The organism is Ideonella margarita, from assembly GCF_038066635.1.
GTDB classification, from domain to species: domain Bacteria; phylum Pseudomonadota; class Gammaproteobacteria; order Burkholderiales; family Burkholderiaceae_C; genus Ideonella; species Ideonella margarita.
This window is the reverse complement of record NZ_JBBUTI010000006.1, coordinates 44,543-60,337: the sequence shown is the minus strand read 5'-3', so window position 1 is coordinate 60,337 and position 15,795 is coordinate 44,543. Positions and strand designations below refer to the sequence as shown.

At 67.4% G+C, this 15,795-nt stretch carries 18 protein-coding genes; 14 read left to right on the top strand and 4 right to left on the bottom strand.

The window, feature by feature from the left end; all coding sequences use genetic code 11:
• The first annotated feature begins 15 nt into the window (after positions 1–15).
• On the top strand, positions 16–369 hold the full coding sequence (locus AACH00_RS09605; protein WP_341398897.1) for a DUF192 domain-containing protein: 354 nt from the start codon (positions 16–18) through the stop codon (positions 367–369).
• 72 nt (positions 370–441) lie between these two features.
• Here the strand turns inward: AACH00_RS09605 and AACH00_RS09600 are convergent, their stop codons facing one another.
• From AACH00_RS09600 to lnt, 4 genes are read right to left on the bottom strand one after another with little or no spacing between them, the layout of a single operon-like run.
• Positions 442–918, bottom strand: coding sequence for a hypothetical protein (locus AACH00_RS09600; RefSeq protein WP_341398896.1), 477 nt, complete (start codon positions 916–918; stop codon positions 442–444).
• Positions 919–925: 7 nt separating this feature from the next.
• Positions 926–1,306 carry a hypothetical protein gene (locus AACH00_RS09595; RefSeq protein WP_341398895.1) on the bottom strand — a complete coding sequence of 127 codons (381 nt, stop codon included), beginning with the start codon at positions 1,304–1,306 and terminating at the stop codon, positions 926–928.
• A 33-nt stretch (positions 1,307–1,339) separates the two neighbouring features.
• Positions 1,340–2,059: a TadE/TadG family type IV pilus assembly protein gene (locus AACH00_RS09590; RefSeq protein WP_341398894.1), complete on the bottom strand. Its 720-nt coding sequence runs from the start codon at positions 2,057–2,059 to the stop codon at positions 1,340–1,342.
• Positions 2,056–3,669: an apolipoprotein N-acyltransferase gene (gene lnt / locus AACH00_RS09585; RefSeq protein WP_341398893.1), complete on the bottom strand. Its 1,614-nt coding sequence runs from the start codon at positions 3,667–3,669 to the stop codon at positions 2,056–2,058. The genes AACH00_RS09590 and lnt overlap by 4 nt, the downstream gene beginning before the upstream one ends.
• A 338-nt stretch (positions 3,670–4,007) precedes the next feature.
• Here lnt and AACH00_RS09580 point away from each other — a divergent pair, with 338 nt between their 5' ends.
• The 13 genes from AACH00_RS09580 (at position 4,008) to AACH00_RS09520 (ending at position 15,772) form a co-directional block, all read left to right on the top strand.
• Positions 4,008–4,244 carry a pilus assembly protein gene (locus AACH00_RS09580; protein ID WP_341399185.1) on the top strand — a complete coding sequence of 79 codons (237 nt, stop codon included), beginning with the start codon at positions 4,008–4,010 and terminating at the stop codon, positions 4,242–4,244.
• 385 nt (positions 4,245–4,629) lie between these two features.
• Positions 4,630–5,175 carry an OmpA family protein gene (locus AACH00_RS09575; RefSeq protein WP_341398892.1) on the top strand — a complete coding sequence of 182 codons (546 nt, stop codon included), beginning with the start codon at positions 4,630–4,632 and terminating at the stop codon, positions 5,173–5,175.
• 33 nt (positions 5,176–5,208) lie between these two features.
• A complete protein-coding gene (locus tag AACH00_RS09570; RefSeq protein WP_341398891.1) occupies positions 5,209–6,672 on the top strand; it encodes a pilus assembly protein TadG-related protein in 1,464 nt (487 codons plus the stop codon).
• Positions 6,669–7,544: a hypothetical protein gene (locus AACH00_RS09565; protein ID WP_341398890.1), complete on the top strand. Its 876-nt coding sequence runs from the start codon at positions 6,669–6,671 to the stop codon at positions 7,542–7,544. The genes AACH00_RS09570 and AACH00_RS09565 overlap by 4 nt, the downstream gene beginning before the upstream one ends.
• Positions 7,541–8,338, top strand: a complete 798-nt coding sequence (locus AACH00_RS09560; protein ID WP_341398889.1) for a TadE family protein — start codon at positions 7,541–7,543, stop codon at positions 8,336–8,338. Before AACH00_RS09565 ends, AACH00_RS09560 begins: the two co-directional genes overlap by 4 nt.
• On the top strand, positions 8,335–9,060 hold the full coding sequence (locus AACH00_RS09555) for a hypothetical protein (RefSeq protein ID WP_341398888.1): 726 nt from the start codon (positions 8,335–8,337) through the stop codon (positions 9,058–9,060). The genes AACH00_RS09560 and AACH00_RS09555 overlap by 4 nt, the downstream gene beginning before the upstream one ends.
• Positions 9,057–9,260 (top strand): hypothetical protein, encoded by a 204-nt coding sequence (locus tag AACH00_RS09550; protein WP_341398887.1) that lies wholly within the window; start codon positions 9,057–9,059, stop codon positions 9,258–9,260. Before AACH00_RS09555 ends, AACH00_RS09550 begins: the two co-directional genes overlap by 4 nt.
• Before the next feature lie 6 nt (positions 9,261–9,266).
• A complete protein-coding gene (gene cpaB / locus AACH00_RS09545) occupies positions 9,267–10,250 on the top strand; it encodes a Flp pilus assembly protein CpaB (RefSeq protein WP_341398886.1) in 984 nt (327 codons plus the stop codon).
• A 129-nt stretch (positions 10,251–10,379) separates the two neighbouring features.
• Complete coding sequence (locus tag AACH00_RS09540; protein ID WP_341398885.1) at positions 10,380–11,903, top strand: type II and III secretion system protein family protein; 1,524 nt, start codon at positions 10,380–10,382, stop codon at positions 11,901–11,903.
• Entirely contained in the window at positions 11,903–13,735 is a 1,833-nt protein-coding gene (locus AACH00_RS09535; protein ID WP_341398884.1) for a TadA family conjugal transfer-associated ATPase, read from the top strand. The genes AACH00_RS09540 and AACH00_RS09535 overlap by 1 nt, the downstream gene beginning before the upstream one ends.
• A complete protein-coding gene (locus AACH00_RS09530; protein WP_341398883.1) occupies positions 13,732–14,574 on the top strand; it encodes a type II secretion system F family protein in 843 nt (280 codons plus the stop codon). The genes AACH00_RS09535 and AACH00_RS09530 overlap by 4 nt, the downstream gene beginning before the upstream one ends.
• Positions 14,571–15,434, top strand: coding sequence for a type II secretion system F family protein (locus AACH00_RS09525; RefSeq protein WP_341398882.1), 864 nt, complete (start codon positions 14,571–14,573; stop codon positions 15,432–15,434). Before AACH00_RS09530 ends, AACH00_RS09525 begins: the two co-directional genes overlap by 4 nt.
• Positions 15,431–15,772, top strand: coding sequence for a DUF192 domain-containing protein (locus AACH00_RS09520; RefSeq protein ID WP_341398881.1), 342 nt, complete (start codon positions 15,431–15,433; stop codon positions 15,770–15,772). The genes AACH00_RS09525 and AACH00_RS09520 overlap by 4 nt, the downstream gene beginning before the upstream one ends.
• Positions 15,773–15,795: the final 23 nt, after the last annotated feature.

Below are 15,795 nucleotides of genomic sequence, written 5' to 3'. Positions count from 1 at the left end.
CCCTACAGTGACCGCATGACCCGCCACCGCCACTCCCTGATCCCCTTGCGCATCGATGGACAACCCACCCGCCGTGAGGTCGCGCATCGCCGAGGCTGGCTCGGCCATGCGCTGGCATTCCAGGGCAAGGACGCCCAACCCGGCGCCTGCGGTACCTGGCTGAGGCGCTGTCACTCGGTGGTCAACCTGCACCGCAGCGTCGACATCGCCTTCCTCGGTGAAGACGGCACGGTCATCAAGGTGTGCGCCAAGGTGCGGCCCTGGGAAGTGGTGATCTGCCGCAAGGCCAGCTCGGCCCTCACGCTGCGCCGCGGCCTGGCCTCGCGCCTCGGTTTGCGGCCGGGCGTGCCGCTGGATCTCCATGCTTGAGCCTGGAGGGGCAAAAAAGTGTGACGGCGCGTGACCAGGTGTGACGCTGGCGGCAGGGCTTGATGCCTGCGTTCAGCGTGGCAGGTCGCGCTGCATTTCTCGCTGAAGTGCCGCGATGTTCGCCACCACCCGCGCGCGCGCCGCATCGTCGCGGGGGCCTGCGTTGAGGCTGGCTGGTTGGCGGTCGATGGCGGCCAGGGCCAGTTGCTCACGCCGCAGTTCGGCCTGAAGAATGCCCTGACGGTCGGTATCGCGTTGGGCCTGGGCCTGGGGAGAAATGGTGGTGTCGGGCCCGCGGGTAATGGCACCACTGCCGCCCCCGCGTGGTGTGGCGCTGGGGGCAACCGGCGTGGGCATGGGCGTGCGCATGCCGGCCGTTTGCGCGCAGGCCGTTGTGCTGACTGCGCCGCCGCCAAACAGAATCTCGACCTGCCCTTGGCGGCAGCTGTGGGGCGGGCTGGCCAGTCCGGCCACCTCGATGGTCGGGGCGGCCAGCGCACTGCCCGACAGCGCCATCAACCAGGCGCCGGTGATTGGCGACCAACGCATGGCGCGATCAATCGTGCTCGTTGGTCACCAGCACCTGCATCACCCGGCCCATGTCGTCTTCGATGGTGATGGGCAGCGACTGGATGCAGGTGCCACTCAGCGTGACGGTGAAGCCTTCGCCCGCCGCGTTCAGCGTGGTCTTGTTGAGCGACATGCCCGACGGCAGCGAGTTCTTCAGGGTGTACGGGGGCAGGCCGCCGTAAACATGCACCGTCGGGCCGGTGCCGCGGAAGCACGAGGGGCCGCCGTTCACGGTGAAGGCTTCGGGCGAGGCCTGCAGGCTGTCGGCCGGGCCGAGCTCATTGCCACCGCCGCCGCAACCAGCCAGCGTGAACAAGGCGCCGCACAGCGCGGGCAGCAGAAGGGATCGGGCGTGAACAGACGTCATGGTCAAGGCGGGTCAGGTTGGGTTTCGGGAATTTCAGTTCTGGATGGCGGCCGATTGCATTTCGATCGTGGCCACGCTTTCGATGGGCATGCGCCCCTGCTGGTAGTACAGCGCGCAGTCGACGGGCTTCTTGAGGCCGTAGACCGAGTCGATGAGAGAGACATTGCCCCAGGCCTCAACGCCCGCACTGCCGCCGCACATCACGCGCGACACCACCCAGGCCATCAGCGGCACCTTCAGCTCGTAGGCGTACACCGTGCGGATACGCAGCAGGTTGGCGTCGCGGATGTTGACCTTCGAGGTCGACCCCAGCACGTTGCTGCGCCATTCGAGGTTGTCGTTCGGGATGGCCACCACCTTGGTCGCGGGGTCCTTCACGCCGAAGTCCTTGAACGCGGCGGCCGACGGCGACAGTTTCTGGATCTTCAGGAACAGCACCGCATCGAGCTTGGCCTCGGCGTAGGCCAGGGCCAGGCGCGTGCTGTCATCGGTGTGGGTGGCGTTCTGGTAGAACGGGCTGAGGCCGCGGATCATGGCCTCCTTGATCACGCTGTCCCGGGCGTTGTTGATGGCGCCAGCGCGGGCCGCCATGAAGGTGGCATGGCTCAGCGTCGACTTCGCCATGAACACGAAGCCGGTCTGGATCAAGGCCAGCACGAACAGCACCGCCACCGGAAACACGATGGTGAATTCGATCAGCGACACGCCACGCTGGCGCGGCGGCCGGGCAGCCCGGGGCAGTGTGGGGGTCATGGGCGTTTCCTTGGTTCGGCCGTGCGGGTCGCCTTCATGGCCCACATGAAGCCCGCCAGCAGCCAGGCCATGGACAGCGCACTCAGCCATTCGGCATGGCGGCTGTAGAAGCTGGCCTGCAGGGCAGGCCAGACCTTGAACACATGCGGGCCGCTGCCGCCGCTGGCTGCTTGCACCTGCCCCGAGGGGAGGGCCAGCAAGGTGTCGCCGGCGTTGGCCACGCGCACCACGGGCAGACCGGTTTCCATGGCCCGCAGACGGGCGATGGCACGCATCTGGGTGCGGTAGGCGGCGTGCGGCACCCACATGTCTTCGGCCGGGCTCAGCAGCCAGCCGGCCCGGGCGGCCCGGTGGGCCACGGTCAGCGTCAGCGACAGCTCATGGCAGATCGCCACGCCCACCGGCACGCCGTCATCCAGCAGCGGCTCGGTGTAGGCCTCACCACCCGGAACCTGCTGGTGGGGCTGGGTGCCGAACAGCGCCACCTGCAAAGGCCCGAGCCAGTCGGCCAGTGGCAGGTTTTCGCCCACGGGCACCAGGCGCTCTTTCGCATACACGCCCCGTGTGCCGCTGCCCAGGTGCAGCACGGCGTTGGTGAGCTGCGGGCCGTCGTCGGTGTCCAGCACCAGCACCAGCGGCAGTCCGACCATCAGGCGCACGCCGTGCTGGCCGAGCATGGCCAGCAGGTCTTCCCAGACGCCGATGACGTGTCGGGGGGCGGCTTCGGCCAGCACGGTTTCGGCCGTCACCACCAGCGCGCCGGGCGGCGCGGCTTGCAGCGCCTGTTGCAGCGCGGCCAGCGCCTCGTCGCGCTGGGGGCGGCCCCAGTTGGCGCGCTTGTCGAAGTTCGATTGCAGCGCCACCACCTCCAGCGGGCGCGCGTCGATGGGGGCGCCGCCAGCGTCGGGCAGGGCCGTGGTCAGCAACAACACCAGCGCCAGCACCAGCGGTCCGCTGGCCGCCAGCCACCAGCGTCGCGGGGTGGTCAGCCAAGGGCTGCAGCATGCCAGCAGCACCGCCGCCACCAGCCCGTTCGGGCCGACAAGGCTCAGCAACGCGGCGGCGCCAGGGGCATCCACAAACGCCAGCGCCAGGCTGCCATACCCATGGCCGGCCCAGCCCCATTGGCGCAGCCCTTCGGCAGCGGCCAGGGCCAGCGCAAATACCAGCGGCGTGGCCCGGCCCGCGCGGTCGAGCCGGCGGCCGAGCCACCACACCGGCAGACAGCAGGCCGCGTGGTGCAGCGCCACCAGCGTCAGGGCCACGGCGCTCCAGAGGCTGGCCGCCTCGGTTTCCGGCGCAATGGCCGCGTCGGCCCAGCCCATGGCGGCACAGCTCCAGCACAGCACACCGGCCAGCAGCGTCAGGGTGGGCAAGCCATGGCGTGCAGTCAGGCTGGCTGAGCGCTGCACCGCCGCGCACCACACCACCAGGGCTGCAGGCGCCATCAGCCACGACCACCCCAGCCCGCCGCCGGTGCATGCCCCCACCACCCCGCCTGCCAGTGCGCCCAGCAAGGGCAGCCGCACGGCACGAAATGTGTTCAAAAGTAATGAACTGGTGGTGCCGTCAGCAAGCGCTTCGGGCGTGATCTGGCTGGGCGTTGCCATCGGAGGGGTCGACGCACGAGCCACCCAGCCTGCGGGCCGGATGCGCGTGAATTCTCTAGGGAGGTTTTGGACGGCGCGAGTTTATGGACTTGCGTCAGCAACACGAACCCCCTAACTGCGAAGTGCCCTTGTTTTACCTATGAAACCACCCTGGATCCCCCCCAAATTGGGGGCTTGGAATAGTTTGATGGGTCGATAAGGTGCCGGCTCGGCAAAGGCGGCAAGCGCCAGCTCTGGCCGTGTAGTGCAGTTAGTCAACGCAGAAACAATTGGTTTCAAACAGGAGTGTAATTGTGAACAAGACCCAGCAATCCAAGCAGTCGGCTCGTGGCCAAGGCATGACCGAATACATCATCATCGTGGCGCTGATCTCGATCGCTGCCATCGGCGTCTACAACCTGTTCGGCAAGACCGTCCGCAACCAGACCGCCGCCATGGCTGCAGGTCTGGCCGGGCAAGACGGCGATGCCAAGAAGGCCATCGCTGCTTCCAAGAAGGCTGAGCAAGATGCCAAGGCCGATGCCAGCAACGCCCGTGGCCTGAGCAATTTCGCTGACAGCACCGGCACCAAGTAAATTGAAATCGATTGGCGGCGCCCTGAACCGGGTGCCGCCAATACCGTCTGAGGAAGTACCCATGAATGGTTTGACGCGTCGTTGCCTGCAGGCATTTTTGCTGGCTTTGCCATTGGTGTATTCACAATTGGTAACAGGTGCCGAGCTCAAACCGCATCCGATGCTCACGGGTATGCCTGGGTTTGTATTGGCCGAGCGCGAAGACAAACCATTTGATCGAGTTCAGATTGACGATTTCGAACTGGCTGGAAAAATATCAGGCCAAAAGGGTTCGGTGTCATATGAGGGACATATTTCAGTATTGAAATATGTCGATGAATCTCAGGCCACGAGCGAACTCGCGGTCTTCCGGAACTATCAAACGGCATTGAAAAAAATTGGTGCCGTGCAGCTGAACAGCGGCTATGGCACGTCTGGCAATGATGTGCGGGGCGGCTTTCACGTGTTCCAGCAACCGGCGGCCCAAGGCGGCGCCACCGTGCTGCTCTACATCAACAGCCCGCAGTGGTACTCGCTGACGATCATCCAGCCAGCCGCCCTGGTGCAGAGCGTCACGGCCTCGGCCCTGGCTGAGAGCATCCGCAAGGACGGCCTCGCCACGGTGCAGATCAACTTCGCCACCGGCCGCGCTGAATTGCCGGCCGATGCCGCCCCCCTGATTCGTGAAATCGTGGCCCTGCTGAAGGCCGACCGCCAATTGCAGCTGTCGATCGAAGGCCACACCGACAACGTTGGCCAGGCCGCTGACAACCGGAAGCTCTCGCTGACGCGCGCCCAGAACGTGGCCGCGGCCGTGGCGCAGGGCCTGGGTGACCCGAAGCGCGTGCAGGCCGTGGGCCATGGCGCCGATGTGCCGGTGGCTGACAACCGCACCGAAGACGGCCGCGCCCGCAACCGCCGGGTGGAGCTGGTGAAGCGCAAGGCGGGCTGACGCCAGGCCCGGACGACAGGACAGGAGACCCGCATGCAGATTCGCACCCCCCGCGGCCAGCGCCCATCGCGCCAGGCCCGCAGCCACGGCCAGGCCCTGATCTGGATGCTGGGCACGATGGCGGCCAGCGCGGCCGTGCTGTATGCGGTGTTCAACACCTCGCAGCTGCTGGTGGGCAAGCAGCGCACCGTGAATGCGGCGGACGCAGCCGCGATTGCGGGCGCCACGGTGGAGGCCCGCCTGCTGAACCTGGTGGCCTACAACAACCGCTCCATCATGGCCAACGAGGCCTTCCTGATCCAGATGATCAGCCTGGAGAGCTGGCTGCAATACCTGCGCCGCACGGCCGACAACATGGGCTACGTGGTGGACGTGCTGAGCGTCTTCGTGCCCCCGGTGGCGGCGGTGGCCAAGTTCCTGCACCAGTCGGCCAGCGTGGCCGAGAAGGTGCACGGCCAGCTGGTGAATGTCGACAACAACGCCGTGCTGCCGGCCCTGAAGGTGTTGAAGGAGTCGGCGGCCGTGGCCCACAAGGCGGTGCTGGCCGCTGGTGGGGCGTTGGCCGAAAATGCCGCCATCGGAGTCGTCAACCAGAACCGCGCCGCCTTCAAGACCCATGCCGACGCCGGCATGACGATGGAGAACAGCGTGCCGGTGCGGGCCCTGACGCTGGGCCTGAACATCACCGCGTTTTCCAACTTCACCTCGCAGTACAAGGCGGGTGACCGGGGGGATGCGGCCAATGTGCTGCTGGCCTCGCGCGATGACTTCTCGGCCAGCCGGCCGGGGCGCGGCTGGATGAATGCGAACTTCGGGTTGATCGGCACCGAGAAAAACGGCGGCTCGCAACTCCACAACTTCGAGCGCTGGGAAACCCAGGACACGCTGGAAATCTGGGAGAAGCACCCCTGCAAGAAGGGCATGTGCAAAGACTACATCCCGATCGGCTGGGGCCGCTCGAACGCCGACAAGAACGGCTCGACCGCAGGCACCAAGTGGAGCCCGGGCCGCAGCGCGCAAAGCCTGGCCCGCTCGGATGCCACCAAGCACAGCAACTGGTCTGGCGTGCCCGAGCTCTACGACATCGCGCCGAAGCTGAAGAAGGCCCCCAAGACCGATCCGCTCGGGCTTGATTTCACGGTGGTGGTGCGCCGCCCGCAGGCCAACACGACGACCTCCGAATCGCTCGCCATGGGCGTGGCGACCGAGGCCGCCACTGGCTCCTCCGAGATGCCGCAGCGCCTGAACGACAACCAGCTGACGGCCATTGCGCGGGCCCGGGTGTCGTTCGAGCGTCCCCGGCGCGGCCTGCTGAACGACATCACGGGCAGCAGCCTCTGGCGCAGCGACAACGCCAAGGAATATGGCTCGCTCTACAGCCCCTACTGGCAGGCTCGCCTGACTGACATGACGCTCAAACAGAAGGCCGCCCTGCTGATGGCGATGGGCATGATCATCCCGGATGAAGCGCTGTACACCCCCGGGGGGCAGAAATGATGCACATCACCGCTTTGACCGTTTTGACGGCGGGTCTGCTTGCTGCTGGCCTGGCCACACCCGGCCATGCTGCCACGGCTGAGCGCCCACCCACGCTGCGTGTGGTGGAGGTGGGTTACAGCCCGGCGCAGGCCCTTGAAGACCGCCTGGAGATGGCGGTGGAAGCCTGCATGAGCGACAAGCCGGCGCAGGCCAAACGACCGGCGATGCCGCAGCCGGCCGAGCTGGCTCGTCTGGTGACCTTCGAGCGTGAGGCCCTGTTTGATGGTGAGTTCTGGGCTGAGTACGTGACCCAGTCCACCGTCGGCGCGGATGCCGCACGGGGCTGCGCACCGGTGGTCTACCGGGAGTTCCATGTGCGCCAGCAGAAGGGCTGTGAGGCCGAGTGGGTGGGCTACTCGGCACCAACGTCGGTGCTGGCCTCGGGCGCTGCACCCAGCGCCGGCGACCGCGGCTACAAGGCGGGCACCGCCGGCCCGGGTTGCCCGGCCAAGCCGGCCCCGGCCTTGAACCTGCAAGGCCTGAAACGACAAGCCACGGGCAACGGCGACTGTGTCTGGAATGCCGATCTGCTGGCCCGTGACATGCGCAAGGCCGGCATGCCGGTGGCTGACAGCGCGGACGACGACCTCGACGTCTGCCTGCTGGCTTCGCGCCCGGTCTACCAGCACCGCGGCCCGTGGCGCAACGTGACCGTGATGACGCGCCACCCGGCGGGTGGCCTGATGGAAGCGATGCTGTACGTCGGTGGCCGTACCCAGCTCAAGACGCTGGAAGAAGGCCAGCCCATCGCGGCTGAACGCTTTGGCCGCGCAGGTGCCGAGCGCTTCATCCAGCAGGTGGCCAAGCAGCCGCTGGGGGGCACACGATGAACTCGAACATGATCGTCCGCACGGGCGCAGCAAGGGCCACTCAGGCCGGCCAGTCGGCCACCGAATTCCTCATCGCGCTGCTGGTGATGTTGCCGCTGTTCCTCGCGGTGGCGTATGCCGGCCGCTATGGCGAGATCCACCAAACCGCCACGCAGGCCAGCCGTTACGCCGCCTTCCAGCGCGTGATGCAGCCCGACAGCAAGGTGCTCTCCGACGCCAAGATCGAAGACCAGATGCGGGCGCGCTACTTCACCAGCTGGAAGCAGCTGCAAGCCGATGGCCACCTGCAGACCGACGACACCGCCACCAAGCTGGCGGATGGCGAGGGCCAGCCCTGGATGTGGCAAAGCGTGAGTGGCGAAGCCCTGCTGCAGAAGCACACCGATGCGAAGTTGACCTGGGCCTCGGGCAGCCTGGGCAGCGGCACTGTAGCCAAGTCGCTGGGCTTCATGACCAAGACGGCCGGCAAGAGTTATGGCGGCACCCACACCGCCCAGGTCGAGGTGTCTTTGCTGAACCGCTACGACCAGTCCACCGACACCCCCGGCCTGCTGACCATTGCCGCAGCCACCGCCGCCGTGGGTGACGGCCTGGGCAGCAGCGGCTCCAAGGCCACGCGCGACGCCGCCTCGACCCTGGTGCCCACCTCCAAGATTCCCAAGGCGCTGTCCGGCCTGCTGGCCGCGGCGATTGGTCTCTTCGAGCCCCATGGCCCGCAGCTCGGCTGCATCAAGCCCGACGTGGTCTACAACGGCCGCCTCGACGGCGCCGCGGACAACGGCAAATGCTGGTGAGCCTGCCCCGCCGCTCTGGCCATGCGCTGGCCTTGAGCGCTGTCGCCGCTGCTGCCGCCGCCCTGGCCACGCCGGCGCTGGCCGCCGCCTGGCCCGAGCTGGGCCTGCCGCCGCGCACCACCACGCAGCTGGTGGCGGGTGACTCGGTGGTGAACGGCCGCCCCACCCGCATCGAGGAGTTCCAGTCGGAACTCACCGTTGACGAGGTGCTGGCGTTTTATCGCCGCGCCTGGCACGACCGCCGCCTGGGTGAGCCGCGCAGCCTGGAAGTGGCCGGCTGGCAGACCGTGTCGATGCTGCGTGATGGCCACCAGATGATGGTGCAGGCCAAGTCGCGCACACCGGGTGGTGGCAGCACCGGCATGCTGAGCATCATCAACTTCAAGGACGGCAGCGCGCCGGTGGTGCCGGCCTTCCTGCCCAGCTTTCCGGACACCCGCGTGATGCAGGTGACCGAGTCACGCGACGGCCCGCGCCGCAGCCAGCTCATCAGCCTGAGCAGCAACGCGAGCCTGGAGGTGTCCATCCAGCGTTGGCGGTCCGAGTGGCTGCGCCGGGGTTGGCAGTTGACCTTCGACCGCACCTCCACCTCGAAGGACGGTGACACCACCTGGCTGGCAAGTTTCGACAAGCCACCGCAGTCGCTCGACATCGTCGCGGGCCGTGACCCGTCCGGCCGTGCCGTCTACCTGACCGTGAACCTGCTGAGCCCGCCGCCATGACCCTGATTCGCCGCTCCCTGGCCTCCCTGCACCGCGGCCGCCTGCACGGGCAGGCCAGCATCGAGTACCTGGTGGTCAGCGCCGCCCTCGTGGCCGCGCTGTTCATGGTCGATGTGGGTGGCCGCACGATGGCCCAGCACCTGGCCGACATGGTGCGGGCGTTCTTCCGCAACTTCTCTTTCTTCATCTCCTTGCCCTGAGTCACCATGCAGTTTCCGAAACTCAAGATCAACTCCAACTGGCTGTTGCTGGGCGGCGCGCTCACCCTGGGTGGTGGCGCCGTGTACCTCAGCAACGCCGTCATCACCGACAAGATGGCGCAGCTGGAGGACGAGGTGAAACGCGGCCAGCGCATGGTCAATGTGGTGGTGGCCAAGCGTGATCTGGAACGTGGCGAAGCCCTGACCGAAGAGCTGCTGGCCGTGCGGCCCATGCCGCAGGAATACGTGCACGCCACTGCCGTGCATCCGGACGAGTTCGGCACCTACCTGAAGCAGCGTCTGGTGGCGCCGCTCAAGCGTGGCGAGGTGCTGCTGCCAGTGCACACCGAAGGCCTGGGCAACGGCGTGTTCTCGAGCACGTTGAAGAAGGGACATCGGGCCCTGACGTTTGAGGTGGACGCGGTGAATTCGGTGTCCGGCCTGCTGCGCCCGGGCGACTTCATCGACCTGATCTATTCCGGCAAATCCGGCGACGGCAACGAAACGGAATTCACCTTGCCGCTGCTGTCGCAGGTGCAGGTGCTGGCCACCGACCAGGTCTTGAGCAAGCGCGCGGAAGGCACCGAGGCCGAACGCGGCTTCGCCACGGTGACGCTGGAAGTGACGCCGGAAGAGGCCTCCCGCATCATCCAGGCCAAGCGCGCTGGCAGCCTGACGGCCGTGTTGCGCCACCCGGACGATGCACAGCCCAACGGCGTGGCGGCGATGAATGCCGCTTCGTTGATGGGCGGCCGCAAGGCGGTGGCCGCCGCCGAGCGCACGGTGGAATACCTGGTGGGTGGCAGCGGCACCGGTGCTGCTGAGCTGCAGCTCGCCAAACTGGGCAGCACCGTGCCCGCACCGCGCCCTGGCCTTGCCAGCCTGCCGCCGACGGCAGCGGGGCCTGCAGCGGCCCAGGCGGCCAACGTCATCAAGGCCACCACGGCGGCCACGGCCAACGCCACGTCGGCCCTGTCTGGCCAGCGCTGACGCGCGCCAGCCCCCCCAACACACACCCATGCACCCGGCGGCCCTGGTGGCCGACCTCACAGATTCATGAACAGGGAGAAGACCTTGCAGTTGTATCGCGCGCGAACCAAGCGGAGCGCCCGCACCGGGGTGGCAGCCACCCTCTGGATGTTGCCGGTGGCCTTGTGGGCCCAGGCGCAGACGAGCCCCCCACCTACCAACCCGTCGCTCAAGGCCCCGACGGTCGCGTCGACGCCGGTGGCCCCTCCGGTCGCGGCTCCGCGCAATGCACCTGTCACCACCGCGCCTACCACCGCGGCCGCCAGCGCCTTGATCGAGCCGGCGGGCACGGCCGCCAAGCCGGCGCCCGTGTTCCGGCCACGTGCTGCCACCACGCCGATGCCCCCGGTGCTGGAGCGTGGCCCGGCCCGCAGCATGGTGGTCGGCGAGGTCTCGACCATCGAGCTGCAGAGCGTGGCCCGCATCGCCATCGGCAACGGGGCCTTGCTGAAGGCCACGGTGGTGGATGACCGCCAGATCGTGCTGCTGGCCGAGGCCGCCGGCCAGACCACCATGCATGTCTGGCTGAAAAACGGCCGGCAGCTGACCTACGCGATCAACATCGACAGCGTGGGTGCCAACACGGTGCTGTCGGATCTGCAGAGCCTGATGCGTGAAGTGCCGGGCATCACCGCCCGTCTGGTGGGTTCTCGCGTGGTGATGGAAGGGCGCTATCCCGATTCGGAAAGCGGCGTTCGCCTGAAGCGGCTGGGCGAGAGCTTTCCGCAAGTGCTGAACCTCGTGCCGGACCGGCCGGCTGATGCCGACCCGCTGATGCTCGACCGCATGGTGCAGATCGACCTGCGCGTGGTGGAGGTGAAGAAGAAGGCACTCGACCAGATCGGCGTGAAGTGGGCCTCGTCGGCCAATGGCCCGACCCTGGCAACCAGCGCGCTGGGCTACAGCAACACGCCGTGGCGCCCGGCGGCATCGGCCACCTTCCCGTCGGTGAACACCTCCAACCCGGTGGCCACCTATTTCGGGCTGGCCACGCAGATCACCTCGGCGATCAACATGCTGGAGCAGAACGGCGATGCCTGGACGCTGGCCGAGCCGCGCCTGAGTTGCCGCAGCGGCGGCGAAGCGAACTTCCTGGCCGGTGGCGAGATTCCGATCCCGGTGCCGCAGGGCAACGGCGTGATCGGCGTGGAGTACAAGCAGTACGGTGTGCGCATCGAATTCAAGCCGCTGGCCGACGGCAACGGCAACATCGATTCGCAGTTGCTGATCGAAGTGTCCGAGCCCGACACGCGCAATTCGAACGGCGGCTTCGTGGCCTTCTCGACCAACCGCACCCAGACCCAGGTGGCCATGAAGGAGGGCGAGCCGCTGGTCATCGCCGGCCTGCTGCGCCAACGCTCGGAAGTGTCGAGCGACGGCGTGCCCGGCCTGTCGCGCCTGCCCATCATCAGCCACCTGTTCAAGGCCCGCGAAAACACGGCCGAGCAGACCGAGCTGTTCGTGATCGCCACGCCGCGTGTGAGCACGCCAGACTCGGCACTGAATCGCCAGGGCCTGGAGAACGCGCGCAAGCACGCGACCCGCGTCGGCGAGATGACCTCGGAGCGGCTGAATCGCCCGGCGGTCATCACCCACGAACCCCAGGAGCCGTGATGCTGACGATCGAAGTGCAGGGCCAGGCCAATGCGGTGGGGCCGGTGCAGGTGGAGGGCCACCGCTGCGTCATCGGCAAGGACCTGGAGTGCGAGGTGTCGCTGCCGGGGTGGCGGGTGAGCCGCCGCCATGCCGAGGTCTTTGTCTCGAACGACCGCATCTTCGTGCGTGATCTGGATTCGACCTTCGGCACGCTGGTGAACGAGGCCCGCGTGCACCAGGCCCATGCGCTGGCCGATGGCGACGAGATCCGCATCGGCACGCACTGCCTGAAAGTGCGCTGGCAGCGCCACACCGATGACGTGGCGCTGGTGCCGGCTGCTGCCCCTGCGCAGGCACCCACGGCCACATCCGCCACGGCTGCAACCGCCTCGGCGCGGCCTGCGCAGCCGCCCCAGCGGCCGGTGCCGCGCGCTGATCGACCCGCCGTGCCCACCGTGGCACCGCAGACTGCCAGCCCTGCCGCAGCCGCTGCACCCATCGCTGAGGTGGCACAGCCGGCCGCGGCACCCGCACCTGCGCCAGTGCAGGACGACACCTTCCGCTACCGGCGCATGCTGCACGAGAAGTTGCTGGAAGCGTTCGACGTGCGCCGCACCGACACGCACCGCATGGCCGACGCCGACCTGCGCGAGCTCACCGAGAACCTGATCCGCGACCAGATCGCCCGCATGTCGGCTGATCTGCCGCCCGAGGTCGACCGCGTGCGGCTGCTGGAAGAGGTGCGCGACGAAGCCATCGGCCTCGGCCCGCTGGAGCCGCTGCTGGCCGATCCGTCGGTCACTGAAATCATGGTCAACCGCTCGGACGAGGTGTTTGTCGAGCGGGCCGGCAAGCTCTCGCGCTGGCCGGTCAACTTCACCAGCGACCGGGCGGTGCAGGGCATCATCGAGCGCATCGTGGCGCCCATCGGTCGCCGCATCGACGAGAGCTCGCCGATGGTCGATGCGCGCCTGAAAGACGGCTCGCGGGTGAACGCCGTCATCCCGCCGCTGGCCCTGAAGGGGCCGTCGATCACGATCCGGAAGTTCTCCAAGCGCAAGCTGGGGGCAGAAGACCTGCAGAAGTTCGGCTCGGCCAGCCCGGCGATGATCGAGTTCCTGCGCGTCTGCGTCGAGCAGCGCAAGAACATGCTGATCTCCGGCGGCACGGGCTCGGGCAAGACGACGCTGCTCAACATCCTGTCGAACTTCATCCCCGACGGCGAGCGCATCGTGACCATCGAAGACGCGGCCGAGTTGCAGCTGCACCATTCGAACATCGTGTCGCTGGAAGCGCGGCCCGCCAACATCGAAGGCAAGGGCGCCATCAGCATCCGTGAGCTGGTGAAGAACTCGCTGCGGATGCGGCCGGACCGCGTGGTGGTGGGCGAGTGCCGGGGCGGTGAAGCGCTCGACATGCTGCAGGCCATGAACACCGGCCACGACGGCTCGCTGACCACGGCCCACGCCAACAGCCCGCGCGACATGCTGGCGCGTCTGGAGGTGATGGTGCTGATGGCGGGCATGGACCTGCCGGTGACGGCCATCCGGGAGCAGATCGCCTCGGCGGTCGACATCATCGTGCAGCAGACCCGATTCGCCTGCGGCACCCGCAAGATCACCAGCGCGGTGGAAGTGACGGGCGTCGAGAGCGGCAAGATCCAGCTGCAGGAGGTGTTCGCCTTCGTGCAGACCGGCCTGGACGCCAATGGCAAGACCAAGGGCTACTTCACCGGGCGCGGTTTCGTGCCGGAGTTCTATGAAGAGCTCACCCGCATCGGCATCTCGCTGGATTCCGAGATCTTCTACGACGGCATGTCGCCGGAAGACGTGCAGAGACTGCGCTCATGAACGCCCAGGTTGCCTTGATCGGACTGCTGGCCCTCGGCGCCTTGCTGGCCGTGGTGCTGCTGGCGCGCTCGGCCTTCGGGCAGTGGCGCACCAGCTTCACCTCCAGTGCCAAGCTGTCGCTGGAAGACATGTTCCTGTTCATCGACCCGCGCCAGTTGTTCCGCGTGAACGTGGCGATGTTCCTGCTGTTGCCGGTGGTGGTGTGGGTGGTCACCGGCACGGTGGCGCTGGCCGCGCTGGCGGCCCTGGTGGGCGCGGTGTTTCCACGCGTGATGTGGATCGTGATGCGCAACCGGCGCGCCGCCAAGCTCCTCGTGCAGCTGCCTGACGGTCTCACGATGATGGCGGGCTCACTGAAGGCCGGTGCCAGCCTGCAGGGCGCGCTCGACATGCTGGTGAAGGAAAGCCCCGCGCCGATCTCGCAGGAGTTTTCGCTGCTGCTGCGTGAACAGCGCCTGGGCCTGGCGCTGGAGGATTCGCTGCGCGGCATGTCCGAGCGGCTCAAGCTCGAAGACATCGACCTGTTCGTCTCGGCGCTCACCATCGCCAAGGAAGTGGGCGGCAACCTGTCCGAGATCCTCGAGCGACTGGCCACCACCTTGCGCGCCAAGGCCACCATGGAAGGCAAGATCAAGGCGCTGACCTCGCAGGGCAAGCTGCAGGGCATCGTGGTGGGCGCACTGCCGCTGTTCCTGGCCGCTGCGCTCTACACGATGGACCCGGTGGCAATGACGCCCTTGTTCACCACCGTGTACGGCTGGGGCGTGATGGCCGTGATCTTCGTGATGCTGCTGCTGGGCGGCATCTTCATCAAGAAAATCGTGACCATCGACATATGAGCACGCCGCTGCTGATTTCACTGATGCTGGGCGCCGCGCTGGCGCTGGCCGCCTTCTCCGTCTGGCGTCTCTACCAGGAGCTGGGCAAGGCCGAGACCATTTACCGCGACCGTCCGCCACCCGGCTTCCGCCTGCTCTGGCCGGTCATCAATGTGTTCGCCAATACCTTCGGCCCGCTGCTGTCGGCGGCCCGTGAAGCCGCGCTGCTGGCCCGGCTGCGCAAGGGCGGGCAGGAATACGCGCTGACGCCGCGCCAGTTCTTCGCCGGCAAGCTTGTCAGCATGCTGGTGGCCTCGTCGGTGGTGTGGCTGCTTGCGGGTGAGCTCAGCTTGCTGGGCCTGTTGCTGGCCGCCACGCTGGGCTTCATGTACCCCGACATCTGGCTGAACGACCACACCAAGGCGCGCAACCTGGCCATCCTCAAGGCGATGCCGTTCTTCCTCGACATCGTCACGCTCTCCATCGAGGCCGGCATGAACCTCACCGGGGGCATGCAGAAGGCGGTGGAGCGCACCAAGCCCGGCCCGCTGATGCTGGAGATCAACCGCGTGCTGCGCGACGTGCGCGCCGGCAAGCCGCGGGTGGAGGCGCTGCGTGATCTGGCCGATCGCCTGGACTTCGCGCCGGTATCGAGCCTGGTGAGTGCGCTGGTGCAGGGCGAGTTGATGGGCTCCAGCCTGGGGCCGGTGCTGCGGGCGCAGAGCGATCAGCGCCGCACCGAGCGCTTCCAGCGCGCCGAGAAGCTGGCCATGGAGGCGCCGGTGAAGATGCTCGGCCCGCTGATCATGTTCATCTTTCCCTGCACCTTCATCGTGCTGGGGTTTCCGATCGTCATGAAATTCATGGCGTCCGGCCTGTGACGCGCGGTCTCTACGTCAACGGCCGGGCCGCGCATGTGGGCATCCGGATGGCCAACCGCTGGTGGCAGCGCCTGGTGGGGCTGCTGACCACGCCCGACCTCGACCACCCCTCGGGGCTGTGGATCACGCCCTGCAACTCAGTGCACACGCTGGGCATGCGCTACGCCATCGACGTGCTGTTTCTGGACGCAGACGGCCGCGTGATCAAGCGGGTCGACCACCTGCGCCCCTGGCGCGCCAGCAGCTGCCTGCGCGCCCGCGCCACGCTGGAGTTGCGCGCCGGGCTGGCTGAAGAGCTGGATGTGCAGGTGGGGCAGCGGGTGGCGCTGTTCCCCTGAGCCTGTCGGCCCACCTGCACCGG

Coding starts and splice junctions, on each gene's coding strand:
- AACH00_RS09605 (WP_341398897.1), top strand. CDS start 16: ATGACCCGCCACCGCCACTCCCTGATCCCCTTGCGCATCGATGGACAA.
- AACH00_RS09600 (WP_341398896.1), bottom strand. CDS start 918: ATGCGTTGGTCGCCAATCACCGGCGCCTGGTTGATGGCGCTGTCGGGC.
- AACH00_RS09595 (WP_341398895.1), bottom strand. CDS start 1,306: ATGACGTCTGTTCACGCCCGATCCCTTCTGCTGCCCGCGCTGTGCGGC.
- AACH00_RS09590 (WP_341398894.1), bottom strand. CDS start 2,059: ATGACCCCCACACTGCCCCGGGCTGCCCGGCCGCCGCGCCAGCGTGGC.
- lnt (WP_341398893.1), bottom strand. CDS start 3,669: ATGGCAACGCCCAGCCAGATCACGCCCGAAGCGCTTGCTGACGGCACC.
- AACH00_RS09580 (WP_341399185.1), top strand. CDS start 4,008: ATGACCGAATACATCATCATCGTGGCGCTGATCTCGATCGCTGCCATC.
- AACH00_RS09570 (WP_341398891.1), top strand. CDS start 5,209: ATGCAGATTCGCACCCCCCGCGGCCAGCGCCCATCGCGCCAGGCCCGC.
- AACH00_RS09565 (WP_341398890.1), top strand. CDS start 6,669: ATGATGCACATCACCGCTTTGACCGTTTTGACGGCGGGTCTGCTTGCT.
- AACH00_RS09560 (WP_341398889.1), top strand. CDS start 7,541: ATGAACTCGAACATGATCGTCCGCACGGGCGCAGCAAGGGCCACTCAG.
- AACH00_RS09550 (WP_341398887.1), top strand. CDS start 9,057: ATGACCCTGATTCGCCGCTCCCTGGCCTCCCTGCACCGCGGCCGCCTG.
- cpaB (WP_341398886.1), top strand. CDS start 9,267: ATGCAGTTTCCGAAACTCAAGATCAACTCCAACTGGCTGTTGCTGGGC.
- AACH00_RS09535 (WP_341398884.1), top strand. CDS start 11,903: ATGCTGACGATCGAAGTGCAGGGCCAGGCCAATGCGGTGGGGCCGGTG.
- AACH00_RS09530 (WP_341398883.1), top strand. CDS start 13,732: ATGAACGCCCAGGTTGCCTTGATCGGACTGCTGGCCCTCGGCGCCTTG.
- AACH00_RS09525 (WP_341398882.1), top strand. CDS start 14,571: ATGAGCACGCCGCTGCTGATTTCACTGATGCTGGGCGCCGCGCTGGCG.